Below are 17377 nucleotides of genomic sequence, written 5' to 3'. Positions count from 1 at the left end.
AATTATATGATTCAGACTCAATCCATGCTCGATGTGGCCGATAACAGCGGCGCTCGCCGTGTTATGTGCATCAAGGTGCTGGGTGGCTCCCATCGTCGTTACGCTGGTATCGGTGACATCATCAAAGTTACCGTGAAGGAAGCAATTCCTCGCGGTAAAGTGAAAAAAGGCCAAGTGATGACTGCTGTTGTAGTCCGCACTCGTCACGGCGTACGTCGTGCTGATGGCTCCATTATCCGCTTTGATGGCAACGCTGCTGTTCTTCTGAACAACAAGCAAGAGCCGATCGGCACCCGTATCTTTGGGCCAGTGACCCGTGAACTTCGTACTGAGAAGTTCATGAAGATCGTCTCGCTCGCCCCAGAAGTGCTGTAAGGAGATCCGACATGCAAAAGATTCGTCGTGACGACGAGATCATCGTGATCGCCGGCAAAGACAAAGGTAAGCGCGGTAAGGTGCTCAAGGTTCTTGCTAATAACCGTCTGGTTATCAGCGGTCTGAACCTGGTAAAGCGTCATACCAAGCCTAACCCGATGTCGGGCGTGCAAGGCGGTATCGTCGAAAAAGAAGCTCCACTGGACGCTTCTAACGTCGCCATTTTCAACGGCGAAACCAACAAGGCTGACCGCGTTGGTTTCAAAGTAGAAGACGGCAAGAAAATTCGTGTCTTCAAGTCGACCCAAAAAGCGGTTGATGCTTGAACACTGCTAGGTAGAAGACCATGGCACGACTAAAAGAGATTTACTGGAAGGAAATCGCACCGAAGCTTAAGGAAGAACTTAAGCTTTCGAACGTGATGGAAGTTCCACGCGTTACAAAAATCACCCTGAACATGGGTCTGGGCGAAGCTGTTGGTGACAAAAAAGTCATCGAGCATGCTGTTGCTGACCTGGAAAAGATCACCGGCCAAAAAGTCGTTGTGACCTACGCTCGTAAATCCATCGCTGGCTTTAAAGTCCGTGAAGGATGGCCGATCGGCGTCAAGGTGACTCTGCGCCGTGAGCGTATGTATGAGTTCCTGGATCGTCTGCTGTCGATCTCCCTGCCTCGGGTTCGCGACTTCCGCGGCCTGAATGCCAAGTCCTTCGATGGTCGTGGTAACTACAGCATGGGCGTGAAAGAGCAGATCATCTTCCCGGAAATCGACTACGACAAGATCGATGCTCTCCGCGGTCTGGACATTACCCTGACCACCACTGCCAAGAACGATGATGAAGGCCGCGCTCTGCTGCGTGCTTTCAAATTCCCGTTCCGCAACTGATTGGAGTAGGAAAATGGCCAAGAAGAGCATGAAAAACCGTGAGCTGAAGCGTCAGCTCACTGTTGCCAAGTACGCCACCAAGCGTGCAGCGCTGAAAGCTATCATCGTTGATCTGAACGCAAGTCCAGAAGCGCGTTGGGAAGCTACCGTAGCTCTGCAGAAGCAACCACGTGACGCAAGCGCTTCGCGCATGCGTAACCGTTGCCGCCTGACTGGTCGTCCGCACGGCGTTTACCGCAAGTTCGGCCTTGGCCGTAACAAGCTGCGTGAAGCTGCAATGCGTGGTGACGTACCAGGTCTGGTTAAAGCCAGCTGGTAATTGTTGTCAAAGTCTCGATGTTCGGGTTCCCAAGAACCTGACCATCGGTGGCCTTGAATCTGAATCAAGCCCCTTTTGGGGCTTGATTCATTTCTGGGGTGTGTCTAGAATGACCGGCTCGCCTGAGCCCGTGTTTTTCATGCCCGGAAGTTCTCGGCGACAAGTAGTAGCCGTAAGGCTAATTTTTCTGTATTAGGAGCGTCTAGCCCATGAGTATGCAGGACCCGTTAGCGGACATGCTAACTCGAATCCGTAATGCCCAGATGGCTGAAAAGTCTGTCGTAAGCATGCCGTCTTCCACGCTGAAGGTGGCTGTAGCAAAAGTCCTGAAGGACGAAGGTTACATCGCGGATTTTCAGATCACCACCGACGCTAAGCCGTCGTTGTCCATCGAGCTGAAGTACTTCGAAGGCCGTCCGGTTATCGAAGAAGTGAAGCGCGTTAGTCGTCCAGGCCTGCGTCAGTACAAGTCCGTTGAAGATCTGCCGAAAGTTCGTGGCGGTCTTGGCGTGTCTATCGTCTCCACCAACAAAGGTGTGATGACGGATCGTGCTGCGCGCGCTGCCGGTGTCGGCGGCGAAGTTCTTTGCACTGTGTTCTAAGGGGGGATAAGCATGTCTCGCGTCGCTAAGAACCCCGTTAAGCTGCCAGCCGGTGTCGAAGTAAAATTCGCAGGCCAACAGCTTTCGGTGAAGGGTGCCAAGGGTACTCTTGAACTGAACATCCATTCGTCCGTTGAGATCGTTGAAGAAGCTGGTGAGCTGCGTTTCGCTGCTCGCAATGGCGATCAACAAACTCGCGCAATGGCCGGTACCACGCGTGCGTTGGTAAACAACATGGTCCAAGGCGTAAGCCAAGGCTTCGAGCGCAAGCTCCAGCTGGTCGGTGTTGGTTACAAGGCGCAAGCAAAAGGCACGGTTTTGAACCTGGCCCTTGGCTTCTCGCACCCAGTGGATTACGAACTGCCGGAAGGCATCACCGCTGAGACTCCTAGCCAGACCGATATCCTGATCAAGGGCATCGACAAGCAGCTGGTAGGTCAAGTGGCCGCTGAGATCCGCGACTTCCGTCCACCAGAGCCGTACAAAGGCAAAGGTGTGCGCTACGCGGACGAAGTCGTCCGTCGTAAAGAAGCCAAGAAGAAGTAGGGCATAGCAAATGACCGACAAAAAAGTTACTCGACTGCGTCGCGCTCGCAAAGCACGCCTGAAAATGCACGAACTCGAAGTCGTGCGTCTCTGCGTGTTCCGCTCGTCGCAGCACATCTACGCCCAGGTCATCTCGGCCGACGGCAACAAAGTCCTGGCAAGTGCCTCGACTTTGGATAAAGAACTGCGTGATGGCGCCACTGGCAACATCGACGCGGCCACAAAGGTTGGCCAGCTGGTCGCTACGCGTGCTAAGGCCGCTGGCGTCTCGCAAGTGGCTTTCGACCGCTCTGGCTTCAAGTACCACGGCCGCGTTAAAGCGCTGGCTGATGCTGCTCGTGAAGCTGGGCTGGAGTTCTAAGTTATGTCAAATAACGACCAAAAGCGCGACGAAGGCTACATTGAGAAGCTGGTTCAAGTTAACCGCGTAGCCAAAACCGTTAAAGGCGGCCGTATCTTCACTTTCACCGCGTTGACCGTGGTTGGTGATGGTAAAGGGCGTGTTGGCTTCGGCCGTGGCAAGTCGCGTGAAGTGCCTGCTGCGATCCAGAAGGCAATGGAAGCTGCTCGCCGCAACATGATCCAAGTTGATCTGAACGGCACCACTCTGCAGTACGCAATGAAGTCCGCTCACGGCGCTTCGAAGGTGTACATGCAGCCTGCTTCTGAAGGTACCGGTATCATCGCTGGCGGCGCTATGCGTGCTGTCCTCGAAGTTGCTGGCGTTCAGAACGTTCTGGCCAAGTGCTACGGCTCGACTAACCCGGTAAACGTGGTTCACGCCACTTTCAAAGGTTTGAAAGCTATGCAGTCTCCTGAATCCATTGCCGCCAAGCGTGGCAAAAGCGTCAAGGAGATCTTCTGATCATGGCTACCGTTAAAGTAACGCTGATCAAAAGCATGACCGGCCGCATCCCTAACCACAAACTGTGCGTTAAGGGTCTGGGTCTGCGTCGCATCGGTCACACTGTAGAAGTCCAGGATACTCCCGAGAATCGCGGGATGATCAACAAGGCTTACTACATGCTGCGTGTCGAGGGTTAATCGATGAAACTCAATGATCTGAGTCCAGCGCCGGGTTCCCGTCGCGAAAAGCATCGTCCGGGCCGTGGTATCGGTAGCGGTTTGGGTAAGACTGGTGGCCGTGGTCACAAAGGTCAGACCTCCCGCTCCGGTGGCACCATTGCTCCAGGCTTTGAAGGCGGTCAACAGCCGCTGCATCGTCGCCTGCCGAAGTTCGGTTTCGTTTCCCTGAAAGCCATGGACCGCGCAGAAGTGCGTCTGTCCGAGCTGGCTAAAGTGGAAGGCGACATCGTCACCGTGCAGTCCCTGAAAGATGCCAACGTGATCAACGTCAACGTACAGCGTGTGAAAATCATGCTGTCCGGTGAAGTGACTCGCGCTGTCACTATCGGCAAGGGAATCGGCGCCACCAAAGGTGCGCGTGCGGCTATCGAAGCAGCTGGCGGCAAGTTCGAGGAATAAATGGCTAAGCAAGGTGCTCTCTCTGCGCTCGGCAAAGGCGGTATGTCTGAACTCTGGGCTCGTCTGCGTTTTCTGTTCCTGGCGATTATCGTCTACCGAATAGGCGCACACATCCCGGTTCCAGGTATCAACCCGGACCGACTCGCAGACCTGTTTCGACAGAATGAGGGGACCATTCTTAGCTTGTTCAACATGTTCTCCGGCGGCGCGCTGGAACGGATGAGCATCTTTGCATTGGGGATCATGCCGTACATTTCGGCATCGATCATCATGCAACTGATGACCGCCGTCAGTCCGCAGCTGGAGCAGTTGAAGAAGGAAGGTGAAGCTGGCCGTCGCAAGATCAGCCAGTACACCCGCTACGGCACCGTCGTCCTCGCTCTCGTTCAGGCTATTGGCATGTCCATTGGTCTGGCAGGGCAGGGCGTTGCGTTCACTGGTGACTTTGGCTTCCATTTCGTCGCGGTATCCACTTTTGTGGCTGGTGCGATGTTCATGATGTGGCTGGGTGAGCAGATTACTGAGCGTGGTGTAGGTAACGGTATCTCGATGTTGATTTTTTCGGGTATCGTCGCCGGTCTTCCGAGAGCAATCGGGCAGTCTTTCGAGTCTGCGCGTCAGGGCGATATCAACATCTTCGCCTTGGTTGCCATCGGTTTGCTGGCAGTAGCGATTATCGGTTTCGTGGTGTTCATTGAGCGTGGTCAGCGTCGTATCGCTGTTCACTACGCCAAGCGTCAGCAGGGCCGCAAGGTTTTTGCTGCGCAGACTAGCCACCTGCCGTTGAAGGTGAACATGGCCGGTGTTATTCCGGCTATTTTCGCGAGCAGCATTTTGCTGTTCCCGGCTTCGTTGGGTGCCTGGTTCGGTCAGTCTGAAGGTATGGGCTGGTTGCAGGACATCTCGCAGTCGATCGCTCCTGGTCAGCCGTTGAATATTCTGCTGTTTAGTGCAGGGATTATTTTCTTCTGCTTCTTCTATACGGCGTTGATGTTCAATCCGAAAGACGTAGCGGAAAACCTGAAGAAGTCCGGTGCCTTTATTCCGGGCATCCGTCCAGGTGAGCAGTCTGCGCGCTACATTGATGGCGTTCTGACCCGCTTGACCATGTTCGGTGCTCTTTACATGACGGCCGTGTGCCTGTTGCCCCAGTTCCTGGTGGTTGCAGCAAACGTTCCGTTCTACCTTGGCGGGACCTCGTTGCTGATCGTGGTCGTGGTTGTGATGGACTTCATGTCCCAAGTACAATCGCACCTCGTTTCGCACCAGTACGAATCCCTGATGAAGAAAGCCAACCTGAAGGGTTACGGCAGCGGCATGTTGCGCTGAGTACCCATAAGGTTCGAGGAGTTGGTGATGAAAGTTCGTGCATCGGTGAAAAAGCTGTGCCGTAACTGCAAGATTATTCGCCGCGAAGGTGTTGTTCGAGTAATTTGCAGCGCGGAACCGCGTCACAAACAGCGCCAAGGCTGAGTGTGATTGTGCTTCAAGCCCGGTAGCTAGTGCGCTACCGGGTTGATTATTTGTTATTACAGCGATATTATCTCGCGCCCTATTTCTTGGCTTCCGGGGCGTAGGTAGCTGTCAATTGGAGTCCCACTGAATGGCCCGTATTGCAGGCGTTAACATTCCAGATAACAAGCATACTGTTATCTCGCTGACCTACATCTATGGTGTTGGTCGCACTACTGCGCAGAAGATCTGTGCAGTGACTGGGGTAAACCCAGCAGCAAAGATCAAAGATCTGAGCGACGAGCAAATTGAACAGCTGCGTGGCGAAGTGGCGAAGTTCACCACTGAAGGTGACCTGCGTCGCGAAATCAACATGAAAATCAAGCGCTTGATGGACCTCGGTTGCTATCGCGGTCTGCGTCATCGTCGTGGTCTGCCAGTACGCGGTCAGCGTACCAAGACCAACGCGCGTACCCGTAAAGGTCCGCGTAAGCCGATCCGCAAGTAATCGCCCCAGCGAATCGACAGGAATTTAATCATGGCAAAACCTGCTGCTCGTCCTCGTAAAAAAGTTAAAAAGACAGTGGTTGATGGCATCGCCCACATCCATGCATCTTTTAACAACACCATCGTGACCATTACCGACCGTCAAGGTAACGCTCTTTCCTGGGCTACCTCCGGTGGTTCGGGTTTCCGCGGTTCCCGCAAGTCCACCCCGTTTGCTGCTCAAGTAGCTGCTGAACGAGCTGGTCAAGCTGCGCTGGAATACGGCCTGAAAAACCTCGACGTTAACGTCAAGGGCCCAGGTCCAGGTCGTGAATCCGCAGTCCGCGCTTTGAACGGCTGTGGCTACAAGATCGCCAGCATCACCGACGTGACGCCAATCCCGCACAACGGGTGCCGTCCGCCGAAGAAGCGCCGCGTGTAATCCAGGAGATTGTAAAGAATGGCTCGTTACATTGGTCCAAAATGCAAACTCGCTCGTCGCGAAGGCACCGATCTCTTCCTGAAGAGCGGCGTGCGCGCGATCGAATCGAAGTGCAACATTGAAGCAGCACCTGGTATCCACGGCCAACGCCGCGGTCGCCAGTCCGATTACGGCACCCAACTGCGTGAAAAGCAGAAGGTCCGTCGTATCTACGGCGTTCTCGAGCGTCAGTTCAGCGGCTACTACAAAGAAGCTGCTGGCAAGAAAGGTGCAACCGGTGAAAACCTGCTGCAACTGCTCGAATGCCGTCTGGACAACGTTGTATACCGTATGGGCTTTGGTTCGACTCGTGCCGAATCCCGTCAGCTGGTATCGCACAAGTCGATCAGCGTTAACGGTCAGACCGTAAACGTTCCGTCGTATCAGGTTCGTGCTGGTGACGTTGTTGCAGTTCGCGAGAAAGCAAAAAACCAACTTCGCATTGTCCAAGCTCTCGATCTGTGTGCCCAACGTGGCCGCGTAGAATGGGTAGAAGTAGACACTGAGAAGAAGTCGGGCGTTTTCAAGAACGTTCCTGCTCGCAGTGATCTGTCCGCCGACATCAACGAAAGCCTGATTGTCGAGCTCTACTCCAAGTAAGGGCTAGAAAATAGGTGCATCCATGCAGATTTCGGTAAATGAGTTCCTGACACCCCGCCACATTGATGTGCAGGTTGTCAGTCCAACCCGCGCCAAGATCACTCTCGAGCCTCTCGAGCGTGGTTTTGGCCACACCCTGGGCAACGCGCTGCGACGCATCCTGTTGTCCTCAATGCCCGGCTGCGCAGTAGTCGAGGCCGAGATTGACGGTGTGCTCCACGAGTACAGCGCCATCGAAGGTGTACAGGAAGACGTAATTGAAATCCTGTTGAACCTTAAAGGTCTGGCCATCAAGCTGCACGGTCGTGACGAAGTTACGCTGACCTTGTCGAAGAAGGGTTCGGGGGTGGTTACCGCTGCCGATATTCAGCTGGATCATGATGTCGAGATCGTTAATCCCGATCACGTAATCGCTAACCTGGCGTCTAACGGCGCCCTGAACATGAAGCTCACCGTAGCTCGTGGTCGTGGTTATGAACCAGCCGACTCGCGTCAGAGCGATGAAGATGAAAGCCGCAGCATCGGTCGCTTGCAGCTTGACTCTTCGTTCAGCCCGGTTCGCCGTATCGCATACGTGGTGGAAAACGCCCGTGTCGAGCAGCGTACCAACCTGGACAAGCTGGTTATTGATCTGGAAACCAACGGTACTCTGGATCCTGAAGAGGCTATTCGCCGCGCTGCAACCATCCTGCAACAGCAGTTGGCTGCGTTCGTCGACCTCAAAGGTGACAGTGAGCCAGTGGTTGTCGAGCAGGAAGACGAGATCGATCCGATCCTGCTTCGCCCGGTTGACGATCTGGAACTGACTGTACGTTCGGCTAACTGCCTTAAGGCGGAAAACATCTACTACATCGGTGACCTGATTCAGCGTACCGAAGTAGAGCTGTTGAAGACTCCGAACCTGGGCAAGAAATCCTTGACTGAAATCAAGGACGTTCTGGCCTCCCGCGGTCTGTCCCTCGGCATGCGCCTCGACAACTGGCCGCCTGCAAGTCTTAAGAAGGACGACAAGGCGACTGCCTGATCGTCGTAATCACCGAACGTAGTGTTTGGTAAGGAATGAACCATGCGTCATCGTAAAAGTGGTCGTCACCTGAGCCGCACCAGCTCGCACCGCAAGGCCATGTTCCAAAACATGGCGGTGTCGCTGTTCGAGCACGAGCTGATCAAAACTACTCTGCCAAAAGCCAAAGAACTGCGTCGCGTTGCTGAGCCGCTGATCACTCTGGCTAAGACAGACAGCCTGGCTAACCGTCGTCTGGCTTTCGACCGTACTCGTTCGAAAGCTATCGTTGGTAAGCTCTTCAACGACCTGGGCAAGCGTTACGCTACCCGTGAGGGTGGCTACCTGCGCATCCTCAAGTGCGGTTTCCGCGCTGGCGACAACGCGCCTATGGCGTACGTCGAGTTGGTTGATCGTGCTACTGCTGGCGAAGCTGTATCCGCCGAGTAAGACGTCAGTCTGAAACAAAGAACCGGGCCTAGTGCCCGGTTTTTTGTGTCCGCAAGAAAATGCGCTGTTCATACAAGCTTCTGACATGTCTCTGTTGTCACTATGTGCCGGGAAACATAATTAGTAATTATCTATCGATGCTTGCAAGTTAATGAATTTGTAGGTGTCACATGGATGATCGATACTTCCCAGCAAGCCGATTAGCCGGCAGTTTGAAGACTGACAGAGGAAGAAGACCGTATGAGCCAGATCAAAACGCTTACGACCGCCAGTGGCGCACCTGTCGCTGACAACCAGAATTCTCGCTCCGCCGGCCCACGTGGCCCGTTGCTGCTCGACGACTTTCACCTGATCGAGAAGCTCGCCCACTTCAACCGTGAAAACATTCCTGAGCGTCGCGTTCATGCTAAAGGCTCGGGAGCTTACGGCACATTCACCGTTACCCGCGATATCACGGAATACACCAGCGCCAAGCTGTTTGAATCTGTTGGCAAGCAAACCCCGACGTTCCTGCGTTTCTCGACGGTAGGCGGTGAGCGCGGTTCTGCCGACACCGAGCGCGATCCACGGGGTTTCGCGTTGAAGTTCTACACCGAAGAAGGTAACTGGGACATCGTGGGTAACAACACGCCAGTGTTCTTCATTCGTGATCCGCTGAAATTTCCAGACTTTATCCACACCCAGAAACGCCTGCCGCAAAGCAACCTGAAAAGCGCGCAGATGATGTGGGACTTCTGGTCGCATTCGCCTGAAGCGCTGCACCAGGTCACCATTCTGTTCTCTGATCGCGGTATTCCTGACGGCTACCGTCACATGCACGGCTTCGGCAGCCACACTTACAGTCTGATTAGCGCCCAAGGCGAGCGTCACTGGGTGAAATGGCACTACAAAACCAAACAGGGCATCAAGAATCTCGCCCCCGCAGATGCAGTACGTCTGGCCGGAACTGATCCGGATTACGCCCAGCGCGACCTGTTCGAAGCCATTGAGCGCGGCGACTTCCCAAAATGGCGCGTATGCATCCAGATCATGACTGAGGCCCAGGCCGCAGCGCATTACGAAAACCCGTTCGACGTCACCAAGACCTGGTCGCAAAAAGAATTCCCGCTGATCGAAGTCGGTGAACTGGAACTGAACCGCAACCCGCTGAACTACTTCGCTGAAGTCGAGCAAGCTGCTTTCGGCCCAAGCAACATGGTGCCGGGAGTTGGTCTGTCGCCAGATCGGATGCTGCAGGGGCGCGTATTTGCGTACGCTGATGCTCACCGCTACCGCGTGGGTACCAATCACCAGCAACTGCCGGTAAACGCGCCACGCGGCCCGGTGAACACTTACCAGCGCGATGGCTCGATGGCGTTCGGCAGCAACGGTGGTGCAGCACCTAACTACGAACCGAACAGCTACACCGAAGCGCCGAAACAAGCTCCGCATTACGCTGAACCAGCGCTGGCCTTGAGTGGTTCTGCCGATCGCTACGATCACCGCGAAGATACCGATTACTACAGCCACGCAGGTGCGCTGTTCCGCCTGATGAGCGACGATCAGAGAGCATTGCTGGTCAGCAATATCGCCGGTGCCATGGCGGGCGTTTCCACTGATATCGTCGACCGCCAGTTGCAGCACTTCTACAAGGCCGATCCGGCGTATGGAGAAGCAATCGCAAAGCTGCTCAACGTACAGCTTAACGAAGTCTAAACGAGAAGCAGAACCGCCCTCATTCGGGCGGTTTTTGCGTTATTTAGGCTGCTTTTCTAAGAATATCTTCGCTTTTATTGCGCGAATCGGGTGACCTTCCGGTCAGCTTGGTTCAAACTACAGACTTTCAAGTAGGGAGATGTAGGGCGATGCAAGGCCACCCAGACGTAATCGATTACCTCAACACGTTGCTGACCGGCGAACTGGCCGCGCGTGATCAATATTTCGTTCATTCGCGGATGTATGAGGACTGGGGGTTCACCAAGCTCTACGAGCGAATCAACCATGAGATGGAAGAAGAAGCCGGTCACGCTGATGCGTTGATGCGCCGGATTCTGATGCTCGAAGGCACGCCGCGTATGCGTCCGGATGATCTGGATGTCGGCACCACTGTGCCGGAGATGCTCGAAGCCGATCTGCGTCTTGAGTACAAAGTCCGCGCTGCGCTGTGCAAAGGCATTGAGCTGTGCGAGCAGCACAAAGACTATGTCAGCCGCGAGATCCTGCGCGTGCAGTTGAACGACACCGAAGAAGATCACACCTACTGGCTGGAAAAGCAGTTGGGCCTGATCAAGCTGATCGGTCTCGAGAATTACCTGCAATCTCACACTTCCTGATTGCAAAACGATACAAAAAAGCCCCTGTCACTGATGAAGTGACAGGGGCTTTTTCATGCCCTGCGTTTAAGCCCGATCACGGATCAGCAATGGCTTGAGGTAATGGCCGGTGTGAGATTGCTTCATTTCGGCCACATCCTCAGGCGTGCCGGTGGCAATGATCTGCCCACCTTTGGAGCCGCCCTCCGGCCCGAGATCGACCAGCCAGTCGGCCGTCTTGATCACGTCGAGGTTGTGTTCGATTACTACCACCGTGTTGCCGTGGTCGCGCAGGCGATGCAGCACGTCGAGCAATTGCTGGATATCCGCGAAGTGCAAACCGGTGGTCGGCTCATCGAGGATGTACAGTGTTTTGCCGGTGTCACGCTTGGACAGCTCGCGAGACAGTTTCACTCGCTGCGCCTCACCACCCGACAACGTGGTCGCCGACTGCCCGAGCTTGATGTACGACAGGCCGACATCCATCAATGTCTGTAGCTTGCGCGCCAGTGCCGGCACCGCGTCAAAGAACTCCCGGGCCTCTTCGATGGTCATCTCGAGGGTTTCGTGGATGCTCTTGCCCTTGTATTTGATCTCAAGGGTTTCGCGGTTGTAGCGCTTGCTCTTGCACACATCGCATGGCACGTAGATGTCTGGCAGGAAGTGCATTTCCACTTTGATCAGGCCGTCGCCCTGGCACGCTTCGCAGCGGCCACCCTTGACGTTGAACGAGAAACGCCCCGGGCCGTAACCACGGGAGCGTGACTCGGGTACCCCGGCGAACAGCTCGCGGATCGGAGTGAACAGGCCGGTATACGTCGCCGGGTTGGAGCGCGGAGTACGGCCAATCGGGCTCTGGTCGATATCGACGACTTTGTCGAGATGCTCCAGGCCTTTGATACTGTCGTGCGCTGCCGCTTCCAGGGTGGTTGCACCGTTGAGGGCCGTGGCGCTCAGCGGGAACAGCGTATTGTTGATCAGCGTCGATTTGCCCGAGCCGGACACGCCGGTCACGCACGTCAGCAGACCAATCGGGATGTCCAGATCGACATTGCGCAGGTTGTTGCCGCGCGCCCCTTTGAGAGACAGATTGAGCTTTTTATTGCGTGGCGTGCGTTTGGCCGGCACTTCAATCTTCACTCGGCCCGAGAGGTATTTACCGGTCAGGGAATCCGGGTGCGCCATGACTTCCGCCGGCGTGCCCTCAGCCACGATCTGCCCACCATGCACACCAGCCCCCGGGCCGATATCCACAACGTAATCGGCCAGACGAATCGCGTCTTCGTCGTGTTCGACCACGATCACAGTGTTGCCAATATCACGCAGGTGCTTGAGCGTGCCGAGCAAGCGGTCGTTATCACGCTGGTGCAAACCAATGGACGGTTCGTCAAGGATGTACAGAACACCGACGAGACCGGCGCCGATCTGGCTGGCCAGACGAATACGTTGTGCTTCGCCACCGGACAGCGTGTCGGCACTGCGGTCCAGCGACAGGTAGTCGAGACCGACGTTGACGAGGAACTGCAGACGCTCGCGAATCTCCTTGAGGATCTTGTCGGCGATTTCGCCGCGACGGCCAGTCATCTTCAGCTCGCCGAAGTACTCGCAAGCTTCGCCGATCGGCAGGTTGGTCACCGCTGGCAGCGTTTTCTCGCCAACCCACACATGCCGCGCTTCGCGACGCAGACGGGTACCACGGCAATCCGGGCACGATTGGGTGCTGAGAAACTTGGCCAGCTCTTCGCGCACGCTTGCCGACTCGGTCTCGCGGTAGCGACGCTCCAGGTTCGGCACGATGCCTTCGAACGGGTGCGAGCGTTTGACGATGTCGCCACGGTCGTTCAGGTATTTGAAGTCGACGTTCTGCGAGCCGCTGCCATGCAGGATGAATTTCTGCTGATCGGCCGGCAGTTCGTTGAACGGTACTTCGAGGCTGAAACCATAGTGTGAAGCGAGTGAACCGAGCATCTGGAAGTAATAGACGTTACGCCGGTCCCAGCCGCGAATCGCACCTTCGGCCAAGGTCAGATCGCCATTGACCAGCCGCTTGATATCGAAGAACTGCTTCACCCCCAGGCCATCACAGGTCGGGCAAGCGCCGGCCGGGTTGTTGAAGGAGAACAGCTTCGGTTCCAGTTCGCTGATCGCGTGGCCGCAGATCGGGCAGGCGAAGCGCGCGGAGAAAATCATCTCTTCGCCCGGCTCGTCGTCCATCGGTGCGACCAGGGCAATGCCATCCGCCAGTTTCAACGCGGTCTCGAAAGATTCGGCCAGACGTTGCTGCAGATCGGCGCGAACCTTGAAGCGGTCGACGATCACATCGATCGAGTGCTTTTTCTGTTTATCCAGTTTTGGCAGTTCATCGAGTTCGCAGATGCGGCCGTTGACCCGGGCGCGAACAAAACCTTGAGCGCGCAGTTCTTCGAAAACCGAAAGGTGTTCACCTTTACGCTCGCGAATCACCGGCGCCAGCAGCATCAGTTTGCTGCCTTCCGGTTGCGCCAACACCAGATCGACCATCTGGCTGACGGTCTGCGCCTCCAGTGGAATATCGTGATCCGGGCAGCGTGGTGTCCCGACGCGTGCATAAAGCAGACGCAGGTAGTCGTAGATTTCGGTGATGGTGCCGACCGTAGAGCGCGGGTTGTGCGAGGTCGACTTCTGTTCGATGGAGATTGCCGGCGACAGGCCTTCGATGGTGTCGACGTCGGGTTTTTCCATCATCGACAGAAACTGTCGGGCGTAGGCCGACAGCGATTCGACATAGCGGCGCTGGCCTTCGGCGTAAAGCGTATCGAAGGCCAGGGAAGACTTGCCGGATCCGGACAGGCCGGTGATGACGATCAGCTTGTCCCGTGGCAGGGTCAGGTCGATGTTCTTCAGGTTGTGGGTACGGGCCCCACGTATCAGGATCTTGTCCAAAGTGGCCTCGCTCGGCGGGCGTCGAAAACGTAGGAGTATACGGGCAAATACTGGATGGATGCACACTATCAAGCGAAGGGTTTTTACCTTACATGAAGAGAGTTTCATCTATACGCGTCATAGCGTCGCGATATACCCCGTATTTCGATGGGACTGGTAGAATCGCCGCCGGTTCACACGAGGTTTTTCCATGCACGATCCCCACAGCGAACGCATGAGTGGCAGCGAGACTCGCGCAGCGAGCGGTCTGGCCCTGGTGTTCGCCTTCCGTATGCTTGGCATGTTCATGGTGTTGCCGGTACTGGCGACCTACGGCATGGACCTGGCAGGAGCGACCCCGGCCCTGATCGGGCTGGCTATTGGCGCTTACGGTCTGACCCAGGCGATTTTCCAGATTCCGTTCGGGATCATTTCCGACCGCATTGGCCGCCGTCCGGTGATTTACCTCGGGCTGATCGTTTTTGCCCTCGGCAGCGTGCTGGCGTCTCAGGCCGACTCCATCTGGGGCGTGATAGCCGGGCGGATCCTGCAGGGCGCCGGGGCGATTTCAGCGGCAGTGATGGCGCTACTCTCCGACCTGACCCGCGAACAGCACCGCACCAAGGCAATGGCGATGATCGGCATGACCATCGGTTTGTCATTTGCCGTGGCCATGGTCGTCGGGCCTTTGCTGACCCGCGCTTTCGGTCTGTCCGGACTGTTCCTCGCCACCGGTGCCATGGCACTGGTCGGTATCGCCATCATCATGTTCATGGTGCCGCGCTCCACCGGGCCATTGCAGCATCGGGAGTCCGGGGTGGCGCGTCAGGCCTTGATGCCGACGCTCAAGCATCCGGATCTGCTGCGCCTCGATCTGGGCATCTTTGTGTTACATGCCATGTTGATGTCGAGCTTCGTTGCGTTGCCGTTGGCGCTGGTGGAAAAAGCCGGTTTGCCCAAGGAACAGCACTGGTGGGTCTACCTCACCGCGCTGCTGATTTCGTTCTTCGCCATGATCCCGTTCATCATCTACGGCGAGAAGAAACGCAAAATGAAACGAGTTTTGCTCGGCGCCGTCATGACGCTGATGCTGACTGAGCTATTCTTCTGGCAGTTCGGTGACAGCCTGCGGGCTCTGGTGATAGGTACGGTGGTGTTCTTCACCGCGTTCAATCTGCTGGAGGCTTCATTGCCGTCGCTGATCAGCAAGGTTTCACCGGCGGGCGGGAAGGGCACGGCCATGGGCGTGTATTCCACCAGCCAGTTCCTCGGTTCAGCACTCGGCGGGATACTCGGCGGCTGGCTGTTTCAGCATGGCGGTCTGTCGGTTGTGTTCCTTGGATGCGCGGGGCTGGCTGCACTTTGGTTGGCCTTTGCTGTTACCATGCGTGAACCTCCCTACGTGACGAGCCTGCGCTTGCCGTTGTCGCCCGAGGCGATCCGCGAAGCGGGTCTGGTCGAGCGCCTCAAGGCCCTCGTAGGGGTAACCGATGCAGTGATAGTTGCTGATGAAGCGGCTGTTTACATCAAACTGGACAAAGAATTAGTGGATCGCGACACCCTCGAACGCCTGGTGAACAACCCGGCCGGGGCTGCTTGCGAAGCCTAGGAGAACGTTATGGCCCGTGGGGTTAACAAAGTCATATTGGTCGGCACTTGCGGCCAGGATCCCGAAGTTCGCTACCTGCCTAACGGTAACGCCGTGACCAACCTGAGTCTGGCCACCAGCGAACAATGGACCGACAAGCAAACCGGTCAGAAGGTCGAGAAGACCGAGTGGCACCGTGTTTCGATGTTCGGCAAGGTTGCGGAAATCGCCGGCGAATACCTGCGTAAAGGTTCGCAGGTCTACATCGAAGGCAAGCTGCAGACCCGCGAGTGGGAAAAAGACGGTATCAAGCGTTACACCACCGAAATCGTGGTCGACATGCAAGGCACCATGCAACTGCTCGGCGGCCGTCCACAACAGGGCGACCAACAAGGCGGTGGCAACAACTACCAGCAGTCGGCACCGGCACCACGCCAGCAAGCTCCACGTCCGCAGCAGTCGGCTCCACAGCAGCGTTCGGCCCCGGCTCCACAGCAGGCCGCACCGCAACCGGCTCCGGATTTCGACAGCTTTGATGACGATATTCCGTTCTGATTCGCTGCTGTAACCGCTGCAAATAAAAAGGCCCGTCGCTTAAACGACGGGCCTTTTTTGTGGGATTTGTTTCGTCTGCGGTTATCCCAAATCCCTGTGGGAGCTGGCTTGCCAGCGATCGCGGTGGATCAGTCAACAAATGAGTCGACTCACAATCCGTCATCGCTGGCAGGCCAGCTCCCACATGGGGATTTGTGGTTTAGTCGAGAATCAGATGCGGCAAGAACCGGCTCGAATCCTTGGTGATCAAACTGTTGTCTTCCCGCACACCAATCCCCGCAGCCTGATCGCCAATCACCCAGGAACCGATCAGCGTGTAGCTGTCGCCAAACTTCGGCAGCGGCGCAAACTCCTGCAGGATAAATGGCGCATCGGTGTAGGGCCCGTCCTCTTTGACGATCAGACCGTCAGCCGTTTGCAACTCAATGTTCGCGCCTTCGCGGGAAAAGTACGGCTTGCGTACCCAGCCCTTGGGCACGGTGCTGGCCGGATTCGGGTCGAGATGCGCCGCCAGCAGATTTGGATGACCCTTGTGCATCTCCCACAGCAACGGCAATGCACCCTTGTTCGACAGGATCGCCTTCCACGCCGGTTCGAAAAACTGCGTATCGCTCGCGGCAATCGCCGCACCGAACGGCTCATGGAAGATGAACTCCCAGGCATGCAGTTTGAACAGGTGCGGGATCCAGCGATCTTCCAGGTCGACGAAGCGCCCTTCAGCCGTCAAACCGATGTCTTCGATATCGATGTGCCGCGACTCGATGCCGACTTTCTCGGCGATCAGCCGCAGATAATCCGTTGTGCCCTTGTCCTCGACCGAGTCTTTCATCGAGGCAAAGTAGAACGGCCGCTTCAGTTGTAATTCGGCGAAGGCCTGATGCAGATGGGTGTCGATGCTGTTGAACTGGTCGGCATGACGCGGCAGCGTGCCGCGCTCGATGCATTGTTCCAGCCAGCCCCACTGGAACGCCGCCGCTTCATAAAGACTGGTCGGCGTGTCGTAGTTGAGTTCCAGCAGTTTCGCCGGGCCGTTGCCGCTGTAGGAAAAGTCCATGCGCCCGTACAGATGCGGATGACCTTCCAGCCAGGACGTGCGGATCATTTCGTAGTACGGCGCGGGGATGCTCAGGCGATCCAGCAGTTCCTCGCTATGCACCACACGGTCGACCAGGTCCATGCACATCTCGTGCAGTTCGGTGGTCGGGTCCTCAAGATCGTTTTCGATCTGCGCGAGCGTGAACTGGTAGTAGGCGCTTTCGTCCCAGTACGGCTCGTCGTCGATGGTGTGGAACATGAAGCCGAGGCTTTCGGCAGTCTGTTTCCAGTCAGGCCGCTCGGCGCATAGGATCTTCTTCAT

23 protein-coding genes are annotated in these 17377 nt (G+C 56.2%); 21 read left to right on the top strand and 2 right to left on the bottom strand.

What is annotated here, in order from left to right; genetic code table 11:
• The first annotated feature begins 6 nt into the window (after positions 1-6).
• From rplN to bfr, 19 genes are all read left to right on the top strand, one after another.
• Entirely contained in the window at positions 7-375 is a 369-nt protein-coding gene (gene rplN / locus ACOYXH_RS22315) for a 50S ribosomal protein L14 (protein ID WP_002555479.1), read from the top strand.
• An 11-nt stretch (positions 376-386) separates the two neighbouring features.
• A complete protein-coding gene (rplX, locus tag ACOYXH_RS22310; RefSeq protein ID WP_008081905.1) occupies positions 387-701 on the top strand; it encodes a 50S ribosomal protein L24 in 315 nt (104 codons plus the stop codon).
• 20 nt (positions 702-721) lie between these two features.
• Positions 722-1261: a 50S ribosomal protein L5 gene (gene rplE / locus ACOYXH_RS22305; protein ID WP_003176415.1), complete on the top strand. Its 540-nt coding sequence runs from the start codon at positions 722-724 to the stop codon at positions 1259-1261.
• Positions 1262-1274: 13 nt separating this feature from the next.
• Positions 1275-1580: a 30S ribosomal protein S14 gene (rpsN, locus tag ACOYXH_RS22300; RefSeq protein WP_003228726.1), complete on the top strand. Its 306-nt coding sequence runs from the start codon at positions 1275-1277 to the stop codon at positions 1578-1580.
• A gap of 209 nt (positions 1581-1789) precedes the next feature.
• A complete protein-coding gene (rpsH, locus tag ACOYXH_RS22295) occupies positions 1790-2182 on the top strand; it encodes a 30S ribosomal protein S8 (RefSeq protein WP_007918458.1) in 393 nt (130 codons plus the stop codon).
• A gap of 12 nt (positions 2183-2194) precedes the next feature.
• Positions 2195-2728 (top strand): 50S ribosomal protein L6, encoded by a 534-nt coding sequence (gene rplF / locus ACOYXH_RS22290; protein WP_003176412.1) that lies wholly within the window; start codon positions 2195-2197, stop codon positions 2726-2728.
• A gap of 10 nt (positions 2729-2738) precedes the next feature.
• A complete protein-coding gene (gene rplR / locus ACOYXH_RS22285) occupies positions 2739-3089 on the top strand; it encodes a 50S ribosomal protein L18 (RefSeq protein ID WP_003186037.1) in 351 nt (116 codons plus the stop codon).
• 3 nt (positions 3090-3092) lie between these two features.
• Positions 3093-3593, top strand: a complete 501-nt coding sequence (rpsE, locus tag ACOYXH_RS22280; protein WP_003186035.1) for a 30S ribosomal protein S5 — start codon at positions 3093-3095, stop codon at positions 3591-3593.
• 2 nt (positions 3594-3595) lie between these two features.
• Complete coding sequence (gene rpmD / locus ACOYXH_RS22275; RefSeq protein ID WP_003176408.1) at positions 3596-3772, top strand: 50S ribosomal protein L30; 177 nt, start codon at positions 3596-3598, stop codon at positions 3770-3772.
• Between the two features lie 3 nt (positions 3773-3775).
• Positions 3776-4213, top strand: coding sequence for a 50S ribosomal protein L15 (rplO, locus tag ACOYXH_RS22270; protein WP_003228720.1), 438 nt, complete (start codon positions 3776-3778; stop codon positions 4211-4213).
• Positions 4214-5542, top strand: coding sequence for a preprotein translocase subunit SecY (secY, locus tag ACOYXH_RS22265; protein ID WP_003228718.1), 1329 nt, complete (start codon positions 4214-4216; stop codon positions 5540-5542). It abuts the gene before it with no gap.
• Positions 5543-5569: 27 nt separating this feature from the next.
• On the top strand, positions 5570-5686 hold the full coding sequence (gene rpmJ, locus ACOYXH_RS22260) for a 50S ribosomal protein L36 (RefSeq protein ID WP_002555468.1): 117 nt from the start codon (positions 5570-5572) through the stop codon (positions 5684-5686).
• A gap of 130 nt (positions 5687-5816) precedes the next feature.
• Positions 5817-6173, top strand: coding sequence for a 30S ribosomal protein S13 (gene rpsM / locus ACOYXH_RS22255; protein WP_003186020.1), 357 nt, complete (start codon positions 5817-5819; stop codon positions 6171-6173).
• 30 nt (positions 6174-6203) lie between these two features.
• Entirely contained in the window at positions 6204-6593 is a 390-nt protein-coding gene (gene rpsK, locus ACOYXH_RS22250) for a 30S ribosomal protein S11 (protein WP_002555466.1), read from the top strand.
• A gap of 18 nt (positions 6594-6611) precedes the next feature.
• A complete protein-coding gene (rpsD, locus tag ACOYXH_RS22245) occupies positions 6612-7232 on the top strand; it encodes a 30S ribosomal protein S4 (RefSeq protein ID WP_003176404.1) in 621 nt (206 codons plus the stop codon).
• 22 nt (positions 7233-7254) lie between these two features.
• The gene (locus ACOYXH_RS22240; protein WP_003186012.1) at positions 7255-8256 is read left to right on the top strand and encodes a DNA-directed RNA polymerase subunit alpha; all 1002 of its coding nucleotides are present in this window, start codon (positions 7255-7257) and stop codon (positions 8254-8256) included.
• 42 nt (positions 8257-8298) lie between these two features.
• Positions 8299-8685 (top strand): 50S ribosomal protein L17, encoded by a 387-nt coding sequence (rplQ, locus tag ACOYXH_RS22235; protein ID WP_003176402.1) that lies wholly within the window; start codon positions 8299-8301, stop codon positions 8683-8685.
• Between the two features lie 240 nt (positions 8686-8925).
• A complete protein-coding gene (locus tag ACOYXH_RS22230; protein WP_449123668.1) occupies positions 8926-10380 on the top strand; it encodes a catalase in 1455 nt (484 codons plus the stop codon).
• 149 nt (positions 10381-10529) lie between these two features.
• Complete coding sequence (gene bfr / locus ACOYXH_RS22225) at positions 10530-10997, top strand: bacterioferritin (RefSeq protein WP_007918444.1); 468 nt, start codon at positions 10530-10532, stop codon at positions 10995-10997.
• A gap of 66 nt (positions 10998-11063) precedes the next feature.
• Here the strand turns inward: bfr and uvrA are convergent, their stop codons facing one another.
• Entirely contained in the window at positions 11064-13898 is a 2835-nt protein-coding gene (gene uvrA, locus ACOYXH_RS22220) for an excinuclease ABC subunit UvrA (protein ID WP_095048836.1), read from the bottom strand.
• Positions 13899-14088: 190 nt separating this feature from the next.
• Here uvrA and ACOYXH_RS22215 point away from each other — a divergent pair, with 190 nt between their 5' ends.
• Together ACOYXH_RS22215 and ACOYXH_RS22210 are read left to right on the top strand one after the other, a co-directional pair.
• The gene (locus tag ACOYXH_RS22215) at positions 14089-15486 is read left to right on the top strand and encodes an MFS transporter (protein ID WP_141126630.1); all 1398 of its coding nucleotides are present in this window, start codon (positions 14089-14091) and stop codon (positions 15484-15486) included.
• Between the two features lie 9 nt (positions 15487-15495).
• On the top strand, positions 15496-16020 hold the full coding sequence (locus tag ACOYXH_RS22210) for a single-stranded DNA-binding protein (protein WP_008081898.1): 525 nt from the start codon (positions 15496-15498) through the stop codon (positions 16018-16020).
• 199 nt (positions 16021-16219) lie between these two features.
• Here ACOYXH_RS22210 and ACOYXH_RS22205 read toward each other — a convergent pair whose 3' ends face one another.
• Positions 16220-17377 (bottom strand): glutathionylspermidine synthase family protein, encoded by a 1158-nt coding sequence (locus ACOYXH_RS22205; protein ID WP_460409953.1) that lies wholly within the window; start codon positions 17375-17377, stop codon positions 16220-16222.

It is taken from the genome of Pseudomonas sp. Mb7, from assembly GCF_054790525.1.
The sequence above is the reverse complement of the archived record's forward strand: the minus strand, read 5'-3'. Positions and strand labels throughout refer to the sequence as shown.

What these genes read in the sequence shown, in the direction of transcription:
- rplN (WP_002555479.1), top strand. Translation starts at nt 7, where the DNA reads ATGATTCAGACTCAATCCATGCTCGATGTGGCCGATAACAGCGGCGCT.
- rplX (WP_008081905.1), top strand. Translation starts at nt 387, where the DNA reads ATGCAAAAGATTCGTCGTGACGACGAGATCATCGTGATCGCCGGCAAA.
- rplE (WP_003176415.1), top strand. Translation starts at nt 722, where the DNA reads ATGGCACGACTAAAAGAGATTTACTGGAAGGAAATCGCACCGAAGCTT.
- rpsN (WP_003228726.1), top strand. Translation starts at nt 1,275, where the DNA reads ATGGCCAAGAAGAGCATGAAAAACCGTGAGCTGAAGCGTCAGCTCACT.
- rpsH (WP_007918458.1), top strand. Translation starts at nt 1,790, where the DNA reads ATGAGTATGCAGGACCCGTTAGCGGACATGCTAACTCGAATCCGTAAT.
- rplF (WP_003176412.1), top strand. Translation starts at nt 2,195, where the DNA reads ATGTCTCGCGTCGCTAAGAACCCCGTTAAGCTGCCAGCCGGTGTCGAA.
- rplR (WP_003186037.1), top strand. Translation starts at nt 2,739, where the DNA reads ATGACCGACAAAAAAGTTACTCGACTGCGTCGCGCTCGCAAAGCACGC.
- rpsE (WP_003186035.1), top strand. Translation starts at nt 3,093, where the DNA reads ATGTCAAATAACGACCAAAAGCGCGACGAAGGCTACATTGAGAAGCTG.
- rpmD (WP_003176408.1), top strand. Translation starts at nt 3,596, where the DNA reads ATGGCTACCGTTAAAGTAACGCTGATCAAAAGCATGACCGGCCGCATC.
- rplO (WP_003228720.1), top strand. Translation starts at nt 3,776, where the DNA reads ATGAAACTCAATGATCTGAGTCCAGCGCCGGGTTCCCGTCGCGAAAAG.
- secY (WP_003228718.1), top strand. Translation starts at nt 4,214, where the DNA reads ATGGCTAAGCAAGGTGCTCTCTCTGCGCTCGGCAAAGGCGGTATGTCT.
- rpmJ (WP_002555468.1), top strand. Translation starts at nt 5,570, where the DNA reads ATGAAAGTTCGTGCATCGGTGAAAAAGCTGTGCCGTAACTGCAAGATT.
- rpsM (WP_003186020.1), top strand. Translation starts at nt 5,817, where the DNA reads ATGGCCCGTATTGCAGGCGTTAACATTCCAGATAACAAGCATACTGTT.
- rpsK (WP_002555466.1), top strand. Translation starts at nt 6,204, where the DNA reads ATGGCAAAACCTGCTGCTCGTCCTCGTAAAAAAGTTAAAAAGACAGTG.
- rpsD (WP_003176404.1), top strand. Translation starts at nt 6,612, where the DNA reads ATGGCTCGTTACATTGGTCCAAAATGCAAACTCGCTCGTCGCGAAGGC.
- ACOYXH_RS22240 (WP_003186012.1), top strand. Translation starts at nt 7,255, where the DNA reads ATGCAGATTTCGGTAAATGAGTTCCTGACACCCCGCCACATTGATGTG.
- rplQ (WP_003176402.1), top strand. Translation starts at nt 8,299, where the DNA reads ATGCGTCATCGTAAAAGTGGTCGTCACCTGAGCCGCACCAGCTCGCAC.
- ACOYXH_RS22230 (WP_449123668.1), top strand. Translation starts at nt 8,926, where the DNA reads ATGAGCCAGATCAAAACGCTTACGACCGCCAGTGGCGCACCTGTCGCT.
- bfr (WP_007918444.1), top strand. Translation starts at nt 10,530, where the DNA reads ATGCAAGGCCACCCAGACGTAATCGATTACCTCAACACGTTGCTGACC.
- ACOYXH_RS22215 (WP_141126630.1), top strand. Translation starts at nt 14,089, where the DNA reads ATGCACGATCCCCACAGCGAACGCATGAGTGGCAGCGAGACTCGCGCA.
- ACOYXH_RS22210 (WP_008081898.1), top strand. Translation starts at nt 15,496, where the DNA reads ATGGCCCGTGGGGTTAACAAAGTCATATTGGTCGGCACTTGCGGCCAG.
- ACOYXH_RS22205 (WP_460409953.1), bottom strand. Translation starts at nt 17,377, where the DNA reads ATGAAGAAGATCCTATGCGCCGAGCGGCCTGACTGGAAACAGACTGCC.